The organism is Bosea sp. Tri-49 (genome assembly GCF_003952665.1).
Lineage (GTDB): Bacteria > Pseudomonadota > Alphaproteobacteria > Rhizobiales > Beijerinckiaceae > Allobosea.
On the sequence record NZ_CP017946.1, the window covers coordinates 5,879,328 to 5,894,306 of the forward strand.

Annotated in this window: 16 protein-coding genes; 10 read left to right on the forward strand and 6 right to left on the reverse strand. The window is 66.8% G+C overall.

Translation table 11 applies throughout. The features are described from left to right. Position 1: 1 nt before the first annotated feature. On the reverse strand, positions 2 to 784 hold the full coding sequence (locus tag BLM15_RS28355) for a class II aldolase/adducin family protein (RefSeq protein WP_126115881.1): 783 nt from the start codon (positions 782 to 784) through the stop codon (positions 2 to 4). A 501-nt stretch (positions 785 to 1,285) separates the two neighbouring features. On the opposite strand from BLM15_RS28355, the gene BLM15_RS28360 reads away from it, so the two are divergent. Both BLM15_RS28360 and BLM15_RS28365 read left to right on the forward strand, forming a co-directional pair. After that, positions 1,286 to 1,762, forward strand: a complete 477-nt coding sequence (locus BLM15_RS28360; protein WP_442859407.1) for a MarR family winged helix-turn-helix transcriptional regulator — start codon at positions 1,286 to 1,288, stop codon at positions 1,760 to 1,762. 267 nt (positions 1,763 to 2,029) lie between these two features. Then, positions 2,030 to 2,989, forward strand: coding sequence for a Bug family tripartite tricarboxylate transporter substrate binding protein (locus BLM15_RS28365; RefSeq protein ID WP_126115883.1), 960 nt, complete (start codon positions 2,030 to 2,032; stop codon positions 2,987 to 2,989). A gap of 48 nt (positions 2,990 to 3,037) precedes the next feature. Here BLM15_RS28365 and BLM15_RS28370 read toward each other — a convergent pair whose 3' ends face one another. The 5 genes from BLM15_RS28370 to BLM15_RS28390 all read right to left on the reverse strand — a co-directional run bounded on the left by BLM15_RS28370 (position 3,038) and on the right by BLM15_RS28390 (position 7,660). Continuing rightward, positions 3,038 to 3,802, reverse strand: a complete 765-nt coding sequence (locus tag BLM15_RS28370) for an HpcH/HpaI aldolase family protein (RefSeq protein WP_126115884.1) — start codon at positions 3,800 to 3,802, stop codon at positions 3,038 to 3,040. An 11-nt stretch (positions 3,803 to 3,813) separates the two neighbouring features. Further along, positions 3,814 to 4,596 carry a 2-oxo-hept-4-ene-1,7-dioate hydratase gene (gene hpaH, locus BLM15_RS28375; RefSeq protein ID WP_126115885.1) on the reverse strand — a complete coding sequence of 261 codons (783 nt, stop codon included), beginning with the start codon at positions 4,594 to 4,596 and terminating at the stop codon, positions 3,814 to 3,816. Between the two features lie 80 nt (positions 4,597 to 4,676). After that, positions 4,677 to 6,182, reverse strand: coding sequence for a 2-hydroxymuconic semialdehyde dehydrogenase (locus BLM15_RS28380; protein WP_126115886.1), 1,506 nt, complete (start codon positions 6,180 to 6,182; stop codon positions 4,677 to 4,679). A 27-nt stretch (positions 6,183 to 6,209) separates the two neighbouring features. After that, complete coding sequence (locus BLM15_RS28385) at positions 6,210 to 6,950, reverse strand: SDR family NAD(P)-dependent oxidoreductase (protein WP_164547675.1); 741 nt, start codon at positions 6,948 to 6,950, stop codon at positions 6,210 to 6,212. Then, complete coding sequence (locus tag BLM15_RS28390) at positions 6,947 to 7,660, reverse strand: GntR family transcriptional regulator (protein ID WP_126115888.1); 714 nt, start codon at positions 7,658 to 7,660, stop codon at positions 6,947 to 6,949. Before BLM15_RS28390 ends, BLM15_RS28385 begins: the two co-directional genes overlap by 4 nt. Before the next feature lie 254 nt (positions 7,661 to 7,914). Between BLM15_RS28390 and BLM15_RS28395 the strand changes: the two genes are divergently transcribed. From BLM15_RS28395 to BLM15_RS28430, 8 genes are read left to right on the forward strand one after another with little or no spacing between them, the layout of a single operon-like run. Next, positions 7,915 to 9,120 (forward strand): ABC transporter substrate-binding protein, encoded by a 1,206-nt coding sequence (locus tag BLM15_RS28395; RefSeq protein ID WP_126115889.1) that lies wholly within the window; start codon positions 7,915 to 7,917, stop codon positions 9,118 to 9,120. A 21-nt stretch (positions 9,121 to 9,141) separates the two neighbouring features. Continuing rightward, positions 9,142 to 10,011, forward strand: a complete 870-nt coding sequence (locus tag BLM15_RS28400) for a branched-chain amino acid ABC transporter permease (protein WP_126115890.1) — start codon at positions 9,142 to 9,144, stop codon at positions 10,009 to 10,011. Next, positions 10,008 to 11,027: a branched-chain amino acid ABC transporter permease gene (locus BLM15_RS28405; protein WP_126115891.1), complete on the forward strand. Its 1,020-nt coding sequence runs from the start codon at positions 10,008 to 10,010 to the stop codon at positions 11,025 to 11,027. The genes BLM15_RS28400 and BLM15_RS28405 overlap by 4 nt, the downstream gene beginning before the upstream one ends. Continuing rightward, on the forward strand, positions 11,024 to 11,794 hold the full coding sequence (locus BLM15_RS28410; RefSeq protein WP_126115892.1) for an ABC transporter ATP-binding protein: 771 nt from the start codon (positions 11,024 to 11,026) through the stop codon (positions 11,792 to 11,794). The genes BLM15_RS28405 and BLM15_RS28410 overlap by 4 nt, the downstream gene beginning before the upstream one ends. Then, complete coding sequence (locus BLM15_RS28415) at positions 11,794 to 12,540, forward strand: ABC transporter ATP-binding protein (protein ID WP_126115893.1); 747 nt, start codon at positions 11,794 to 11,796, stop codon at positions 12,538 to 12,540. The genes BLM15_RS28410 and BLM15_RS28415 overlap by 1 nt, the downstream gene beginning before the upstream one ends. Beyond that, complete coding sequence (locus BLM15_RS28420; RefSeq protein WP_126115894.1) at positions 12,537 to 13,394, forward strand: VOC family protein; 858 nt, start codon at positions 12,537 to 12,539, stop codon at positions 13,392 to 13,394. Before BLM15_RS28415 ends, BLM15_RS28420 begins: the two co-directional genes overlap by 4 nt. 41 nt (positions 13,395 to 13,435) lie before the next feature. Beyond that, the gene (locus BLM15_RS28425; RefSeq protein ID WP_126115895.1) at positions 13,436 to 14,293 is read left to right on the forward strand and encodes a VOC family protein; all 858 of its coding nucleotides are present in this window, start codon (positions 13,436 to 13,438) and stop codon (positions 14,291 to 14,293) included. Further along, positions 14,290 to 14,973 (forward strand): class II aldolase/adducin family protein, encoded by a 684-nt coding sequence (locus BLM15_RS28430; protein WP_236846459.1) that lies wholly within the window; start codon positions 14,290 to 14,292, stop codon positions 14,971 to 14,973. The genes BLM15_RS28425 and BLM15_RS28430 overlap by 4 nt, the downstream gene beginning before the upstream one ends. Positions 14,974 to 14,979 lie beyond the last annotated feature (6 nt).

Consider the following 14,979-nt stretch of genomic DNA (forward strand, 5'->3'; position numbering starts at 1 on the left):
GTCAGCGCCGGCGGGCGCGGGCCTGTTCGAGCCACATCTCCCAAGGGCGATGGACCTGCGCTTCGATGCTGGCGACGCAGGCGCGACTTTCGCCCTCGGTGAGATAGGTGACCTCGCCGAGCTGCATCGCCTGGAGCTGGTAGCGCGCGTTGAGCTCGGCATAGACGGCCCGGTAGACCGCCTGCTTGATCGAGCCACCGACGACGGTCGAGCCATGGCCGCGCATCAGGACGATGTCGTGTCCGTCGAAATGCTCGGCGAGGGCGCGGCCGAGATGATTGTTGCTGATCAGGAGGTCGGTCGCGTCGCCGCCGGCTTCGCGAATCTCGAAGACGGGAGCGCCCTGGCCGACGAAGCCCGCCATGTGGAACATCGCCCTGAGCCGCGTGCCCTTGACCACGCTCAGCGGCACGATCGAATGCGAATGGTTGTGAACCACGGCCATCACATCGGGACGCTTGCGGAAGATCTCTGCGTGGATGAAGCGCTCGAGATAGACCTTGCGGCCGTTGGCATTCACCGCTTCGCCGTCGAGCGTGAACTCGACGATGTCTTCGGCCTCTACCCGGCTCGGCGCCATGTTGCGGGCGAGCAGGAAGCGATCGGGCCGGCCGTCATGGCGCACGCTGATATGACCAAACGCATCGACGACGCCCTGATCGAACAGGATGTGATTGGCCGCGACGAGGTCCTCGATGATCTGCTGTGAGGGCGCGACCGAAGCTGTGGCCGTGTCGGCGACGTCGACGGCGATGGGGTGGTTGCCATGGTCGGAAGTGCACATAGGTCGGTCTCTCCGAAATCGCCTTGATCGAAGCGTTCTACAGGCCAGCCAGTGCCGGTACAGCAGTCGGTCCGCCGTGCCAGCGCAGATGATCAGAGGGGATCGATGAGGTGCGAAGGTGCATGCGGCACCGCGGATTCCCGCAGCCGGAAATCGCTGGGCCGTCCTCCCATCTGCTCGATCTCTGATAGATCGTCCGTATACTGATTAACAGGATACGCGCAGATTTTCGGCTGTCAACCGGGCCGGTGGCGTCGGTGTTACGACGCTCCGGTAGGGCGGAGTCGCGGCGTCGGTGGGGTGATCGAGATATGCCGTCGTTCTGGGGCGCGGCGCCGGGATCAGTTTGACCGCTTACGGAATGAAAGCATACGATCTATAGCGGAAGCTCGCCGATCTGGCCGGGCAATATTCGCCTGAGCCGGGTGGCGAAGAACCTAAAGTGCTGAAATCCGAGCGGCGAGACCTGCTGCTGTTTCACAAAGCAAAGCGACGATGCCGATGGACGATATCTATCATATGCCCGGCCATCTCATTCGGCGTGCGCAGCAAATTGCCGTCTCGATCTTCCTCGAGGAATGTGCGCCGGTCGACCTCACCCCCGTCCAGTTCGCGGCGCTGGTCACGGTGCGCGACAATCCCGGCATCGATGCAACCCGCCTGTCGGCTCTCGTCGCCTTCGATCGCTCGACGCTCGGCAATGTGCTGGAGCGGATGGAGGCGAAAGAGCTGATCCTGCGTTCGGGCAGCAAGGACGACAAGCGCATCAAGGTTCTGCATCTCTCGCCCAAGGGCGAACGCATCCTGCTGGAGGCCGAGCCGCTGGCGCAGCGTGCCCAGGAGCGCATTCTCGCTCCGCTGGCGCCGGAGGATCGCGAGGCCTTCATGCGCATGCTCGGGCAGCTGGTCGAGCTCAACAACGACGCCTCGCGCGTGCCGCTGCGGCTTGACGCGGTTCGCTCCTCCGACGCGGCCTGATCGCCGGGCATTTCCTCATCGAGATCGCCGTCAGGGCAGTTTCACGAGCTTCGATGTCTCGGGGTTCGTAAGCCTGCGGTTTGACAGGTCTGAGATGTGGTGCATACTGATAATAAGTATGCGTTCTTACCTGACGGGGCGACCTGCGGGAGCCGCCAGCGTCCATCGCTGGCGGGCCCATTCCGAGACGAGATCGGGATCGCAGACCGACCTTTCGACGTGAATCGAGAACCGCCGGCAAGGCGGCCATATCTGGAGGAAACCCTGGTGATCATCACAAGACGCGCCGCCTTGGCTGCGCTCGCCGCCAGCGCGCTCACATCCCGGGCCGCCCTGGCCCAACGCAAGATCGTGAGGCTCGTCGTGCCCGCCGCTGCGGGCGGCGCCATCGACGTCATCGGGCGGCTCTACGCCCAGCGGATCGCTCCCGCGCTCGACGAATCCTGGGTGATCGAGAACAAGGCCGGCGCCAGCAATACGCTCGGGGCAGCTGACGTGGCAAGATCCGCGCCCGACGGCACGACCTATCTGACCAACGCCGACATCCACATCATGGCGAAGCACGTCATGCGCAGCGTCTCCTACGATCCGCTGAGCGATTTCACGCCGATCTCGCGCTTTGCGACCTCGCCGATGGTGCTGATCGGCTCGACCAAGACGCCCGCGACCATGCCGGCACTGATCGCCGATATGAAGGCCAAGCCCACCGAGTACACTTTCGCCAATTCGGCGCTGGGCAGCATGGGCCATCTCGCCACCGAGAGCTTCAAGCGCCGCACCGGCACGAGCGCGGAACTGGTCAATTATCGTGGCACCGCTCCGGCGATCACCGACGTGGTCGCCGCCCAGGTCCCGCTGATGGTCGCCCCGCTCGGCTCGGCCCTGTCGTTCATCGCCGACGGCAAGGTCCGCGCCTTCGCGATCATGGGCGCGCAGCGCAGCAAGCTCTTGCCGAACGTGCCGACCGCCGGCGAACTCGGGCTGGCGGATATCGACTTCACGCTCTGGTATGGGCTGTGGGGACCGAAAGGCCTGCCGGCGGAGACGGTGCAGCGCGTCAACGCGACGGTGCAGGCGGCCTCGAAGGATCGCGAAATGGTCGAGAAGCTGACCGCGCTTGGCGCCGAAGCCGTGACCGAGGACGCCGCGAGCTTCGCGAAGTTCATCGAGGCTGAGACCCTGCGCGCCAATCGCGTGGTCGAGGAAGCCGGCATCAAGCCGGGCTAGAGTCCATTCCGGTCAGCTTGCGGTGCAAGCCGACCGGCCAGCTCGCATCTAGCGGGCGAACGCCTTCGCCAGCGCGTCGGCATTTTTCGTCAGCAGGCCGAGATCCGAGCCGACGGCGACGAAGCGATAGCCCCATTCGATATAGCGGCGGGCGTCGGCCTCGGACGGGGTCAGGATGCCCGCCGGCTTGCCGACGGCGGTCAACCGATCGACCGCCCCCTTGATCGCTTCCTGTACCTCGGGATGGCCGGGGTTGCCGATATGGCCGAGCGAGGCGGAGAGATCGGCGGGACCGATGAAGACGCCGTCGACGCCGTCGACGGAGGCGATCGCCTCCAGTTGGCTCAGGGCCTCGCCGGTCTCGACCTGCACCAGCACGCAGATCTCGGCATCGGCGCGCTTGAGATAATCAGGCACACGGCCATAGCGGCTGCCGCGGCCGCTCACGGTGATGCCGCGGATGCCGGCCGGCGGATAGCGACAGGCAGCGACAGCCTTCGCCGCCTCCTCAGCGTTCTGGACGAAGGGCACGAGCACCGCCTGCGTGCCGATGTCGAGCAGGCGCTTCAGCAGCACCGGATCGTTCCAGGCCGGGCGCACGATCGGGGTTGCGGTGCCGGCCTGCAGGGCCTGGAGCTGGGCGAGCACGGCCGGCGGCTCGTTCGGCGAATGCTCGGTATCGACCAGAATCCAGTCGAAGCCGCTATGGCCGATGATCTCGGCGACGATCGGGCTGCAGAGGCTGCTCCACAATCCAATCTGGAGCTCGCCGCGGGCGAGGGCGGCCTTGAAGGCGTTGCGGGGCAGGTCCACGGCGTTTCCTCTCAGACGAACTGCACGGAGACGCTACCGAGCGGCCCGAAATCGGCGTGCAGCGTATCGCCCTTAGCCGCCCAGACCGGCCGTGTGAAGGAGCCCGAGAGCATCAAATCGCCCGGCTTCAGCGTGATGTCGAACGGCGCGAGCTTGTTGGCGAGCCAGGCGATCGCCATGGCGGGGTGGCCGAGTACGCCGGCTGCGAGGCCGGTCTCCTCGATCTCCGAATTGCGATAGAAGATCGCGCCGACCCAGCGCAGGTCGACATCCTCCGGCCGGACCGGCCTGCCGCCGAGAACGATGCCGGCGGCCGCGCCGTTGTCGGCCACCGTGTCGAATATCTTGCGCGGCTCGGTCACGCGCGCATCGATGATCTCGATCGAGGGCACGATGTATTCCGTCGCCCTGAGCACGTCGATCAACCCGACGCCCGGGCCCTTCAGCGGCTCCTTCAGGATGAAGGTCAGCTCCGGCTCGACGCGCGGCACGCAGAAATTCTCGAATGGCACCTTGGCGCCGTCGTTCAGAATGAGGTCGTCGAAGAGATAGCCGTAATCGGGCTCGTCGATCTTCGAGGAGGCCTGCATCGCCTTGGAGGTCAGGCCGATCTTGTGGCCGATGATGCGGGCGCCGGCCTTGACGCGCTCCTGCGCCACCGCCGAGGAGATCGCGTAGGAGTCCTCGATCTTGATCTCCGGGAACATCTGGGACGGGCGCTCGCCCTGCTTCTTGGTGCGGTGGCTCTCCAGCAAAGAGCGCACCACCTGCGCGCGCTGGGCTTCGGTCAGCATGGCATTTTGTCCTGTGTCGCGATGGCAGAGGGCGGTCGCTGCCTGCTACCGCCGGATTTGAAGTTGAAAGCGGGAAGCCGTCAGAGTTTGATGCAGACGTTGCGCAGCTCGGTGTAGAACTCCATCGAGTGCACGCCGCCCTCGCGGCCGATGCCGGACTGCTTCGAGCCGCCGAAGGGCGTGCGCAGGTCACGCAGGAACCAGGAGTTCACCCAGGTGATGCCGACCTCGACCTGCGCGGCGACGCGATGGGCCCGCGTCAGGTTCTCGGTCCAGATCGACGTCGCGAGCCCATAGGGGCTGTCGTTCGCCAGCGCGACGACCGCGTCCTCCTCGTCGAAGGGCACGATGTTGCAGCAGGGGCCAAAGATCTCCTCCCGCATCACCGCCGAGTCCTCGGAGAGGCCGGTCCAGATCGTCGGCTCGACGAAGGAGCCGGCGGCATAGGGGGCGGGGAGATCGGGAATGCCGCCGCCGGTGACGATCTCGGCGCCCTCGGCCTTCGCCTTGGCGTAGTAGGACAGCACCTTGTCGCGATGGACCTGGCTGATCAGCGGGCCGAGCGTGGTCGAGGCCTCGAACGGGTTGCCGGGCTTCAGCTTCTCAGCCGCCTGCTTCAGTCGCTGCGTGAACTCGTCGAAGATCGGCCGCTCGACATAGACGCGCTCGGTGCCCAGGCAGACCTGGCCGCAATTGGCGAAGACGGCGCGGGTCACACCCTCGATCGCCTTGTCCATGTCGCAATCGGCGAAGACCAGCGAGGCGTTCTTGCCGCCAAGCTCGAGCGAGACGGGCCGTACGCCCCTGGACGCCGCCCGCATGATCGCCTCGCCCGTCCGGGTCTCGCCGGTGAAGGTGATGCCGTCGACGTCAGGATGGCTGGTCAGGTATTCGCCGGCGCTGTCCTCGCCGAAGCCGTGGACGACATTGTAGACGCCGGGCGGCACGCCGGCCTCGTTCATGATCTCGCCGAGCATGGTCGCCGTGGTCGGAGTCTCCTCGGAGGGCTTGACCACGACGGTGTTGCCGCAAGCGAGCGCCGGCGCGACCTTCCAGGTCATCAGCAGCAGCGGGAGGTTCCACGGGCAGACCACGGCGATGACGCCGCGCGGTCCGCGGATCGCATAGTTCAGCGCGCCGGCGCCGTCCGGCGTCGCCATGCGGAAGGTCTCGGTCGAGAGCGTCAGCACCTGGTCGGCGAAGACGTTGAAGTTCGCGGCGCCGCGCGGAATGTCGATATGCGAGGCGAGGCTCTTCGGCTTGCCGGTGTCGAGCACCTCGGCGGCAAGGAAATCGTCGAAGCGGGCCATAATGCCGTCGGCGACCTTGCGCAGGATGGCCGAGCGCTGCTGCTCGCTCATCCTGCCCCACGGACCCTTGAGGGCGCGCTTCGCCGCCTTGACCGCGTCGTCGACCGCGGCCGAGTCGGCCTCCGGCACGAGGTTGATCAGTTCGCCGGTCGCCGGATTGCGGTTCTCGAAGCTGCTGCGGCCGGCCGGTACGAAACGCCCGTCGATGAAATGCGACAGGCGGGCGGTCTCGGCGCTGACAGCAGCGCCCTGATAGCGCGGAACGGCGCTGTTCATCGTTTCACTCCCGGTCTGTTGTTGTCGTCATGGGCGCATCATCGCGCCGCCATTCACATCGAGGATGGCCCCGGAGACGAAGCTCGCGGCGGGTGAGCAGAGGAAGGCGATCGGCCAGGCGATCTCTTCCGGACGGGCGGCGCGGCTGAGCGGATGCTTAGCCAGCGCGGCCGAAAGGTCGTGGACGCCGACCATGGCCGTGTCGGTGATCCCCGGCGCGACGCCGTTGACCAGCACGCCCTGCCCGCCAAAGCGGGCGGCGAGCCAGCGCACCAGCGTGTGGAGGCCGCCCTTGGAGGCGGCGTAATGCGGGCCCACACCTGGGAAGGAACCGCCGGTCGCGGCGACGATCGAGCCGACAAGGACGACCCGCCCGCCGCCGCGCGCCGCCATGGCGGGCACGAGCTCGCGCGCCAGGCGCATCGGCGCCATCAGATTGAGCGACAAGGTCGTCTCCGCGACCTCTTCCCAGCCATCCGCATCCCAATCGACCGGGCGGTAGATGCCGGCGCCGAGGACGGCCGCATTGATGGGCCCGGCCTGTTCGGCCAGGCGCCGCGGCGCCTCGTCGTCGAGCAGGTCGATGACAATCTCGCGGGCCGCGCCCGCCTTCTCGCCGAGCCCCGCGATCGTCGCCGCGCAGGAGATGCGGTCGGTCAGGACGAGCTTTGCGCCGAGGCCCGCCAGAACCTGCGCCGTCACCGCGCCGATGCCACCGGCCGCGCCCGTGACCAGAATGGTCCGGCCGCTCAGATCGAAGCCGCTCACGCTTTGTCTCCGGGAGCATCGTCGTCCCGCGCAAGCGCGGCCATCGCCTTGCGCACCTCTTCGGCGGTGCGCGACAGGTGCAGCTCGGTCATCCGGCAGGCCCGCAGCGCGTTGCGCTGCATGGTCGCGTCGTAGATGGCGCGGTGCTCGTCATGGACGTTGCGCCAGCCGCGCGAGACGTTGAGCGAGACGCGGCGATAGCGCTCGGACTGCTGGTAGAGCAGATCGCGCAGCTTGATCAGCATCGGCGAGCCGGCAGCGGAGACGAGCGCGGCATGGAAGGCGCGATTGCGCGCCTCCCAGATCTCGATCTGCCCCGGCGGCAGCGCCTCGCTGGTATGCGGCAGATGCGCTTCGACCGCCGCCAGCGCCTCGAACGCTGCGGTGACCTCGCGCTCCCACGCAGCATCGCCATTGCGGATCGCGGCGTTGAGCGCCTCGGTCTCGATCAGGGCGCGGACGCGCGAGACGTCGTCGAGCTCGTCGAGCGAGAGCGGCGCGACCCAGAAACCGCGCTGCCCCTCGGAGACGACGAGCAGGTCACCCATCAGCCGGGCGAGGGCCTCGCGCAACGGCGACATGCCGACCGCGTAGTCCTGCGCCAGACCTTCGAGCTTCAGCTTGCTGCCGGCGGCCAGGCGGCCATTGACGATATCGCCGCGCAATTGGCGGTAGGTCCGGTCGGCCAGGGTCTTGTCGGAATTGGACATGCCGGGAGCGCGGAGTTCCTGTTGTCGATAGCCCTCTCTACCATTAAATTTCGAAATTACAATCCAGACGACACGGGAGCCGCTTAGAGAAATCCCTTTAAACCGTATAATTAAAGCAATTCTCTATAAGAAGGTCGCGCGAGGGGATTCGACTTGTCGAAAAAATTTCGAAATAATATTGACAGGCCGAAGCCGTTCTGGTCGGATGCCGGCCAATCGAGTGGCGCCAAGACCGCCCCGTTGGAGGACGTCCCATGACCGAGCGCTTTCCGCTGTCCCGCCGCAACTTCCTCGCAACTGCAGGCGCCACCGCCCTCTCCGGCGCGATCGGTGCACCGGCTCTGGCGCAGAGCGCCAACAGGCCGTTGAAGATCGGTTTGGTGACCTCGCTGTCGGGCCCGTTCACGGCGCTCGGCGAGAGCATGCGCGCCGGCATGCAGATGTTCCTGGCCGAGAATGGCGGGAAGCTGGCCGGCCGTGCTGTCGAGCTGATCGTCGAGGACGATCAGGCCAAGCCCGATGAAGGCGTGCGCAAGTTCCGCAAGCTGCTCGGGCAGGACAATGTCGACATCGTCTCGGGCGTGATCTCGTCGGCGGTGGCGCTTGCCGTCCGCGACGTCGTGACCGAGGCCAAGGCGCTGACCTTCATCTCGGCCGGCTCGGCCAATGATCTCGCCCGCAAGGCGGCGAGCCCCTTCGTCTTCCGCCCGACCAAGACCAACTGGATGCTCGGCCATACCGCCGGGCTCTGGGCGTATGAGAAGCTCGGCAAGACCGGCTGCATGACCATCGGCGCCGACTATGCCGCCGGGCGCGAATATATCGGCGATTTCGTCGCGACCTATCAGCAGCAGGGCGGCAAGGTCGGCAAGCAGCTCTGGGCGCCGCTCGGCACCACCGATTTCGGGCCGCTGCTGACCACGATCGCGGCCGAGAAGCCGGAGTTCATCTACTCCTTCTTCGCCGGCTCCGACGCAGTGCGTTTCCTGCGCCAGATGCGCGAGTACCGGCTGTCCGGCAAGGTCAAGCTGATCGGCGGCGGTGCGCTGTTCGACCAGGAAGACGTCGTCTCGGCGGTGAAGGAAGCGGCGCTCGGCGGGCTCAACACCTGCAACCAGTCGCCGACGGCGCCGAGCTCGGCCACCTTCACCAAGGCCTATCAGGCGGCCCGCAACGTCATGCCCGGCGAGATGGGCACGGCCGGCTATGTCACCGGCCAGGTGATCAAGGCTGCAGTCGAGCGCGTCGAGGGCGACCTTTCCAACAAGGAGAAGGTCAAGGAAGCGCTGCTCGCCAAGGAGGTCGAGACGGTGTTCGGCCCTATGCCGTTCGATCCGCGCAACAACCAGGCGATCCTCGACATCTACGTCAACGAGATCAAGGAAGGCACCGGGGGCATCCCGGTCAATCAGGTGATCCACACCTACAAGGCCGTGCGCGATCCGGGCCCGGTGGCCTGAGGTCTACGAAGGAGCTTTCCCGTGGGCTTCTACGCCGTCCAGAGCCTGAACGCGCTGTCGTTCTCAATGCTGTTGCTGCTGACCGGGCTCGGCCTGTCGGTGGTGCTCAACCTGATGAATTTCGTCAATCTGACCCACGGCTCCTTCTTCCTGCTCGGTGCCTATGTCGGCGTCTACTGGCTGGCCTCGGGCGCGCCCTGGTGGCTCGCCTTCCCGGTCGCCTTCGTGGCGGCCGGCCTTGCCGGTTTCCTGCTCGAGCGCTTCCCGTTTCGGCAGTTCTACGCGCGCACCCATCTGATGCAGGTGCTGCTGACTTATGGGCTCTCGGTTATCTTCGCCGACCTGATGCGCTGGGGTTTTGGCGCACAGATCCTGTCGGCGGAGATCCCGGAAGCGCTGCGCGGCGTCGTCTTCATCATGGACATGCCATTCCCGATCTATCGGCTCTTCATCATCGGCTTCGGCGCTGCGCTCGCCTTCGCGCTCTGGTTCGTGATCGACCGCACCATCTGGGGCGCGGTGGTGCGGGCCTGCGTCACCGATCGCGGCTTCGTCGAGACGCTCGGCCTCGACACGCGCCGGATCTTCACGGCGGTGCTGGTGATCTCGGCCGGTCTCGGCGGTATCTCCGGCGCGCTCGGCGCCGGCATCCTCTCGGCCTATCCCGGCCTCGACGAGGAGGTGCTGATCCTGGCGCTGATCGTCGTCGTCGCCGGCGGGCTCGGCACCTTCCGCGGCACGGTGCTGAGCGCGCTCTTGCTCGGCTTCGCCATGACCTTCTCCAAGGTCTGGGTTCCGGAATTCTCCAATGTCGTCGCCCTAGCCATCATGGCGGCGCTACTGGTCGCGCTGCCTGAAGGCTTGGTCGCCAGGAAGGTGAGGCAGGTATGAGCTCGATCGCCGACGGGACCGGTCGCGTGGAGGCGCGCCCTGCCAGCCAGCGGCGCAGCCTGCTGGTGACTGCGAAGCTTGCGCTGCTCGCGCTTGCCGCCGCCACTCCCCTGCTGTTCGCCGGTGACTATCAGCTGCGCTTCCTCGCCGAGATCCTGATCATCGGCACGGCCGTACTCAGCCTCGATCTGCTGGTCGGCTTCGGCGGGCTGGTCTCGCTCGGCCATGCCGTCTTCTTCGGCGGCGCGGCCTATGCCGCTGCGATCGCCGCGCAGACGCTGGGCGCCGACATCGTCGTGATGCTCGCGGTCGGCATCGCCACCGGCATGGCGGCGGCGCTGCTGATGGGGGTCGTGGTGATGCGCACCATCGCGCTGTTCTTCCTGATCCTCAGCCTGATCGTCGGACAGATCGTCTGGGAGGTGGTGTTCCACTGGCGCGAGGTTACTGGCGGCGCCGACGGCCTGCGCGGTTTTCCGGTGCTGACGCTGCACACCGGCTTTGCGACGATCCCGCTCAACAACGGCGTCGCGCTCTATCTCGCCTCGGTCGTGCTGGCACTCGCCGCTTATCTTGCCGCCCGCTCCTTCTTCACGGCGCCGATCGGCCGCGCTCTGCTCGGCACGCGCGAGCGGCAGCTCCGGATGAGTGCGCTCGGCTATTCGATCCCGCGCATCCGCCTGATGGCGCTCGTCGCCTCCGGCGGCATCGCCGGCGCCGCCGGCGCGCTCTATCCCTTCGTCAACCAGTATGTCGGCCCCAACGCCGTGCATTGGACGATGTCGGCGATGATGATCATCATGCTGGTGATCGGCGGCGTCGGCTCGCTCTATGGCGCCTTCATCGGTTCGGCGATCTATCTGGGCATCCAGACCTATGTCTCGTCCTACACAGATCGCTGGCAGCTGGTCGTCGGGCTCGTCTTCGTGCTGACCGTTATGATCATGCCGAAGGGTGTCGTCGCCGGGCTGAAAGCCGCCTTCGGACGGCGGAAGGATGCGGAGGGCCGCTCATGAGCGCGAACGCAGCTCCCGCTCTCGCGATCGAGGGTGTCGCCAAATCCTTCGGCGGGCTGAAGGTGCTGAGCGATGTCTCGGTCACGCTCGGCCAGGGCGAATGCCTCGGCTTGATCGGCCCGAACGGCGCTGGCAAGACGACGCTGTTCAACATCGTCACCGGCTTCCTCACCCCCGACCAGGGCCGCATCGCCTTTGCCGGCGAGGACATCACCAGGGCGAGGCCCGATGTCAGGGTCCGTGCCGGGCTGGTCCGCACCTTCCAGAAGAGTATGGCCTTCCCGGAGCTGAGCGTCCGCGAGAACCTGGCTTTGGCCGCGCGCTCGCGGAATGGCGAAGGTTATGGCTGGTTCGGCAGCCGCAAGGCCGTTTCGGCAGCGGACGAGGCGGCTGATGAATTGCTGACACGCGCCCAATTGCGCGAGCGGGCCGAATTGCCGGTCGCGGGCCTCTCCTATGGCGAGCAGCGCATCGTCGACGTCCTGGTCTCGCTGGCGATGCGTCCGCGCGTTCTGCTACTCGACGAGCCGACCGCCGGCCTGTCGCGCGCCGAGGGCGAGCATCTGATCGAGGTGGTGCGCACGCTCGGCGAGGACCTTTCGACCATCCTGATCGCCCATGATCTCGATATCGTCTTCGGTGTCTGCGATCGCGTCGCCGTGCTCGATCTCGGCCGGTTGATCGCCTGCGACACGCCGGACGCGATCAAGGCGCATGAGGGCGCGCAGGCCGCCTATCTCGGTGCGTCGCTCGGGGAGGCCGCATGATGTCCGCGCAAGCACAGCAACAACCGGCTGCCGCCATCTATCTCGAAGTCGCCGGGCTCGATGCCGGCTATGACGGCGTGCGCGTCCTGCACGGCGTCGACTTCTCGCTGGAGCGAGGCGAGGCGGTGGCGCTGCTTGGCCGCAACGGCGCCGGCAAGAGCACGCTCTGCTCGGCCCTGTTCGGGCTGGAGCCGCAGGTCACTGGCCGGATCGCGATCAAGGGCCGGGAAGTCACTGGCTGGCCTGGACACCGCGTCGCCCGGCTCGGCGTCGCCCTGGTGCCGCAGGGCCGCGGCGTCTACGCCAACCTCACCGTCGACGAGAACCTGACCATGGCGGCGCTGTGGTCGCGCAAGCAGCCGAACCGGCGCTGGGTCAAGGAGCGCATCTACGAGGACTTTCCGCGCCTCGCCGAGCGCCGCTCCTTCTCCAGCGGCGCGCTCAGCGGCGGCGAGCGGCAATTGCTCGCGATCGCACGAGCCCTGCTGACGCAGGCCGACTTGATCGTCCTCGACGAGCCGAGTGAGGGCCTCTCGCCTCGCGCCATCGAAGAGGTCATCATCGGCACGGTCGGGCGTTTGCGCGGTGAAGGCTACACCCTGCTGATCGCCGAGCAGAACCTCGCCATGGCGCTGAAGCTGGCCGAACGGGCGCTGGTCCTCGACCATGGCCGCGTCGTCTTCGACGGGGCCTCCGACAGGTTGATGGCCGACAAGGATCTTCAGAAAGAGCATCTCGGGCTATGAGCGACGCGATCACCATCGAGCAATTGCGCTATGTCCGGCTCGGTACCGCCGACCTGAAGGGCGCGGCCGATTTCGCCTCCCGCATCCTCGGCCTGCAACTGGTCGACCGGACCGAGAGCGCCGCCTATTTCCGCTCCGATTATCGCGACCACACGCTGGTCTATGTCGACGGGCTCGACACCGGCCAGGCGATCGGCTTCGAGGTGCGCGATCCCGATGCGCTGGCCCATGCCGAGCGGGTGCTGCAGGGCGCCGGCATCGCCACCACGCGCGGCGATACCGAGGCCTGCGCCCTCAGAAAAGTCCGGCAGTTCGTCTCGTTCCCCATGGCCGCCGGCTACGATATCGAGCTCGTGGTCAGGCCGCTCGAATCCGGCTGGCGCTATCACGGCCCGCGCGATGCCGGCATCACCGGGCTGGAAGCGATCGCACTGCGTGGTACGCCGGACGCTTCCGACCAGCAGGTCTGGACGAAACTCCTCGGCGGCAAGGTCAGCGATTGGGTCGGCGAGGCTGCCTATATCCGCTTCGACGAGGCGCATCATCGCATCGCCGTGCACCCCTCGCAGGAGAAGGGCATCCTCGCCATCGAGTTCGGCGTCGAGGACGTCGATCTCGTCATGCAGAACGCCTATCACCTGCGCGGCGCCCAGGCTCGCATCGTCGACGGCCCCGGCCGGCGCACGGCCTCGCAGCAGCTCTTCCTGAGCTTTGCCGGTCCTGACGGCGTCAACTTCTCCTATGTCGCCGAGGGCGAGCGGCTCGCTGCGCCGCGCCGGGCCCGGCAATTCCCGCGCAAGCGCGAATCCTTCTGCGCCTGGGGCAGCGACACCCAGCTTCCCGAATATCAGTGAAGCGTCTTCGCCGGCTTTGAACCGGCAGCGAGGAGCGACCCATGATCAAGCTTGCCGATGTCTCCTATGTCCGGCTCGGGACCCGCGATCTCGAGGGCGCGACCCATTTCGCCACCGAATATCTCGGCCTCGATGTTGCTGAGCGCGCCAAGGGCTCGGTCTATTTCAAGTCGGACGAGCGCGAGCACACGCTCTGCTATTTCGAGGGCGACCCGGGCGACCAGGTCGTGTGTTTCGAGGTGGAGGAGCAGTTCCATCTCGACGAGGCCGCGGTGCAGCTCGAGGCGCTCGGCCATCCGGTCCGGCGCGGGACCGCATCGGAGGCGGCGCTGCGCAAGGTCCACGATTTCATCGCCTTCCGCGATCCGACCGGCAATCCGATCGAGCTCGCCTGGCGACCGGGCTATAGCGGGCGGCGCTATCACGGCGCGCGCGATGCCGGCATCACGGGCTTCAGCCATGTCGGAATCTGCTCCAGCGATCTCGCCCGCGACGAAGCGTTCTGGACCAAGGTGACGAACGCCCAGGTCAGCGACCGGATCGGCGACGCGCCGCTGCTGCGCATCGATGAGGTGCATCACACCATTGCGCTGTTTCCCTCGCCCAAGCCCGGCATCCAGCACATCAACCATCAGGTCGAGACCGGCGACGACATCATGCGCTCGCACCAGTTCCTGAAGGACCGGCAGGTGCGCATGGTCTTCGGCCCGGGCCGGCACCCGACCTCCTCGGCCAAGTTCCTCTATTTCGAGGGGCCGGACGGCATGGTTTTCGAGTACTCCAGCGGCGTGCGCGAGATCGCCGACGAACTGCTCTGGCGCGAGCGCCAGTTCATGTTCGAGCCGAAGGGCTTCTGCAAATGGGGCGCGAAGCCCAATATCGCCGAATTCAACAAGTGAGCGCGACATCGCCGCGGCCGAGCGTCGCTCAGGAGGATCTGGTCCGGAAGGCCGGGCGCGCGCTGGCGCGCCATGGCCTCGTCCATGCCTATGGCCATTGCAGCATGCGCCTCGACGAGGGGCATTTCCTGGTCTCGCCGGCAAAGCCGCCCGGGCTCGTCGCGGATCAGGATGCTTGCAGCGTCGTTCCTATCGACGGGCCGTTGCCGGACGGCGTGCTTGGCGAGGTTCGCATTCATCGCGAGATCTATCGCCGGCGGCCCGAAATCGGCGGCGTCGTGCGCTCGATGCCGCAACGGGTCATGACGCTCGGCACCGCCCGGATCACGCCGCAGCCGCGGCATGGCTTCGGCAGCTATTTTGCGCCACGCCCGCCGCTCTGGGACGATCCGCAATTGCTGCGGGATGATCAACAGGCCGCCGCCCTCGCCGAGCAGATGGGCCCGGCCCGCGCCATCGTGATGCGCGGCAACGGTGCGGTGACGGCGGGCACGAGCCTGGAAGAAGCCGTCGTGCTGACCTGGTATCTCGAGGACGCGGCGCGCGTCGAGTTCGAGGCCCGGGCGGCCGGCATTGCCGAGACCGGCGTGGTCTTCGGCGAGGCCGAGGCCGCGCAGCGCGCGACCTGGTCCGGCGCCATTCTGGAGCGGATGTGGGCCTATCTCACAGCCGCCAGGTGAGAGGTA

Excerpts from the sequence above, each read along its gene's own strand:
- BLM15_RS28405 (WP_126115891.1), top strand. The coding sequence starts at position 10,008 with ATGAGCTCGATCGCCGACGGGACCGGTCGCGTGGAGGCGCGCCCTGCC.
- BLM15_RS28390 (WP_126115888.1), bottom strand. The coding sequence starts at position 7,660 with ATGTCCAATTCCGACAAGACCCTGGCCGACCGGACCTACCGCCAATTG.
- BLM15_RS28380 (WP_126115886.1), bottom strand. The coding sequence starts at position 6,182 with ATGAACAGCGCCGTTCCGCGCTATCAGGGCGCTGCTGTCAGCGCCGAG.
- BLM15_RS28360 (WP_442859407.1), top strand. The coding sequence starts at position 1,286 with ATGGACGATATCTATCATATGCCCGGCCATCTCATTCGGCGTGCGCAG.
- BLM15_RS28355 (WP_126115881.1), bottom strand. The coding sequence starts at position 784 with ATGTGCACTTCCGACCATGGCAACCACCCCATCGCCGTCGACGTCGCC.
- BLM15_RS28415 (WP_126115893.1), top strand. The coding sequence starts at position 11,794 with ATGTCCGCGCAAGCACAGCAACAACCGGCTGCCGCCATCTATCTCGAA.
- hpaH (WP_126115885.1), bottom strand. The coding sequence starts at position 4,596 with ATGCTGACCGAAGCCCAGCGCGCGCAGGTGGTGCGCTCTTTGCTGGAG.
- BLM15_RS28410 (WP_126115892.1), top strand. The coding sequence starts at position 11,024 with ATGAGCGCGAACGCAGCTCCCGCTCTCGCGATCGAGGGTGTCGCCAAA.
- BLM15_RS28425 (WP_126115895.1), top strand. The coding sequence starts at position 13,436 with ATGATCAAGCTTGCCGATGTCTCCTATGTCCGGCTCGGGACCCGCGAT.
- BLM15_RS28395 (WP_126115889.1), top strand. The coding sequence starts at position 7,915 with ATGACCGAGCGCTTTCCGCTGTCCCGCCGCAACTTCCTCGCAACTGCA.
- BLM15_RS28420 (WP_126115894.1), top strand. The coding sequence starts at position 12,537 with ATGAGCGACGCGATCACCATCGAGCAATTGCGCTATGTCCGGCTCGGT.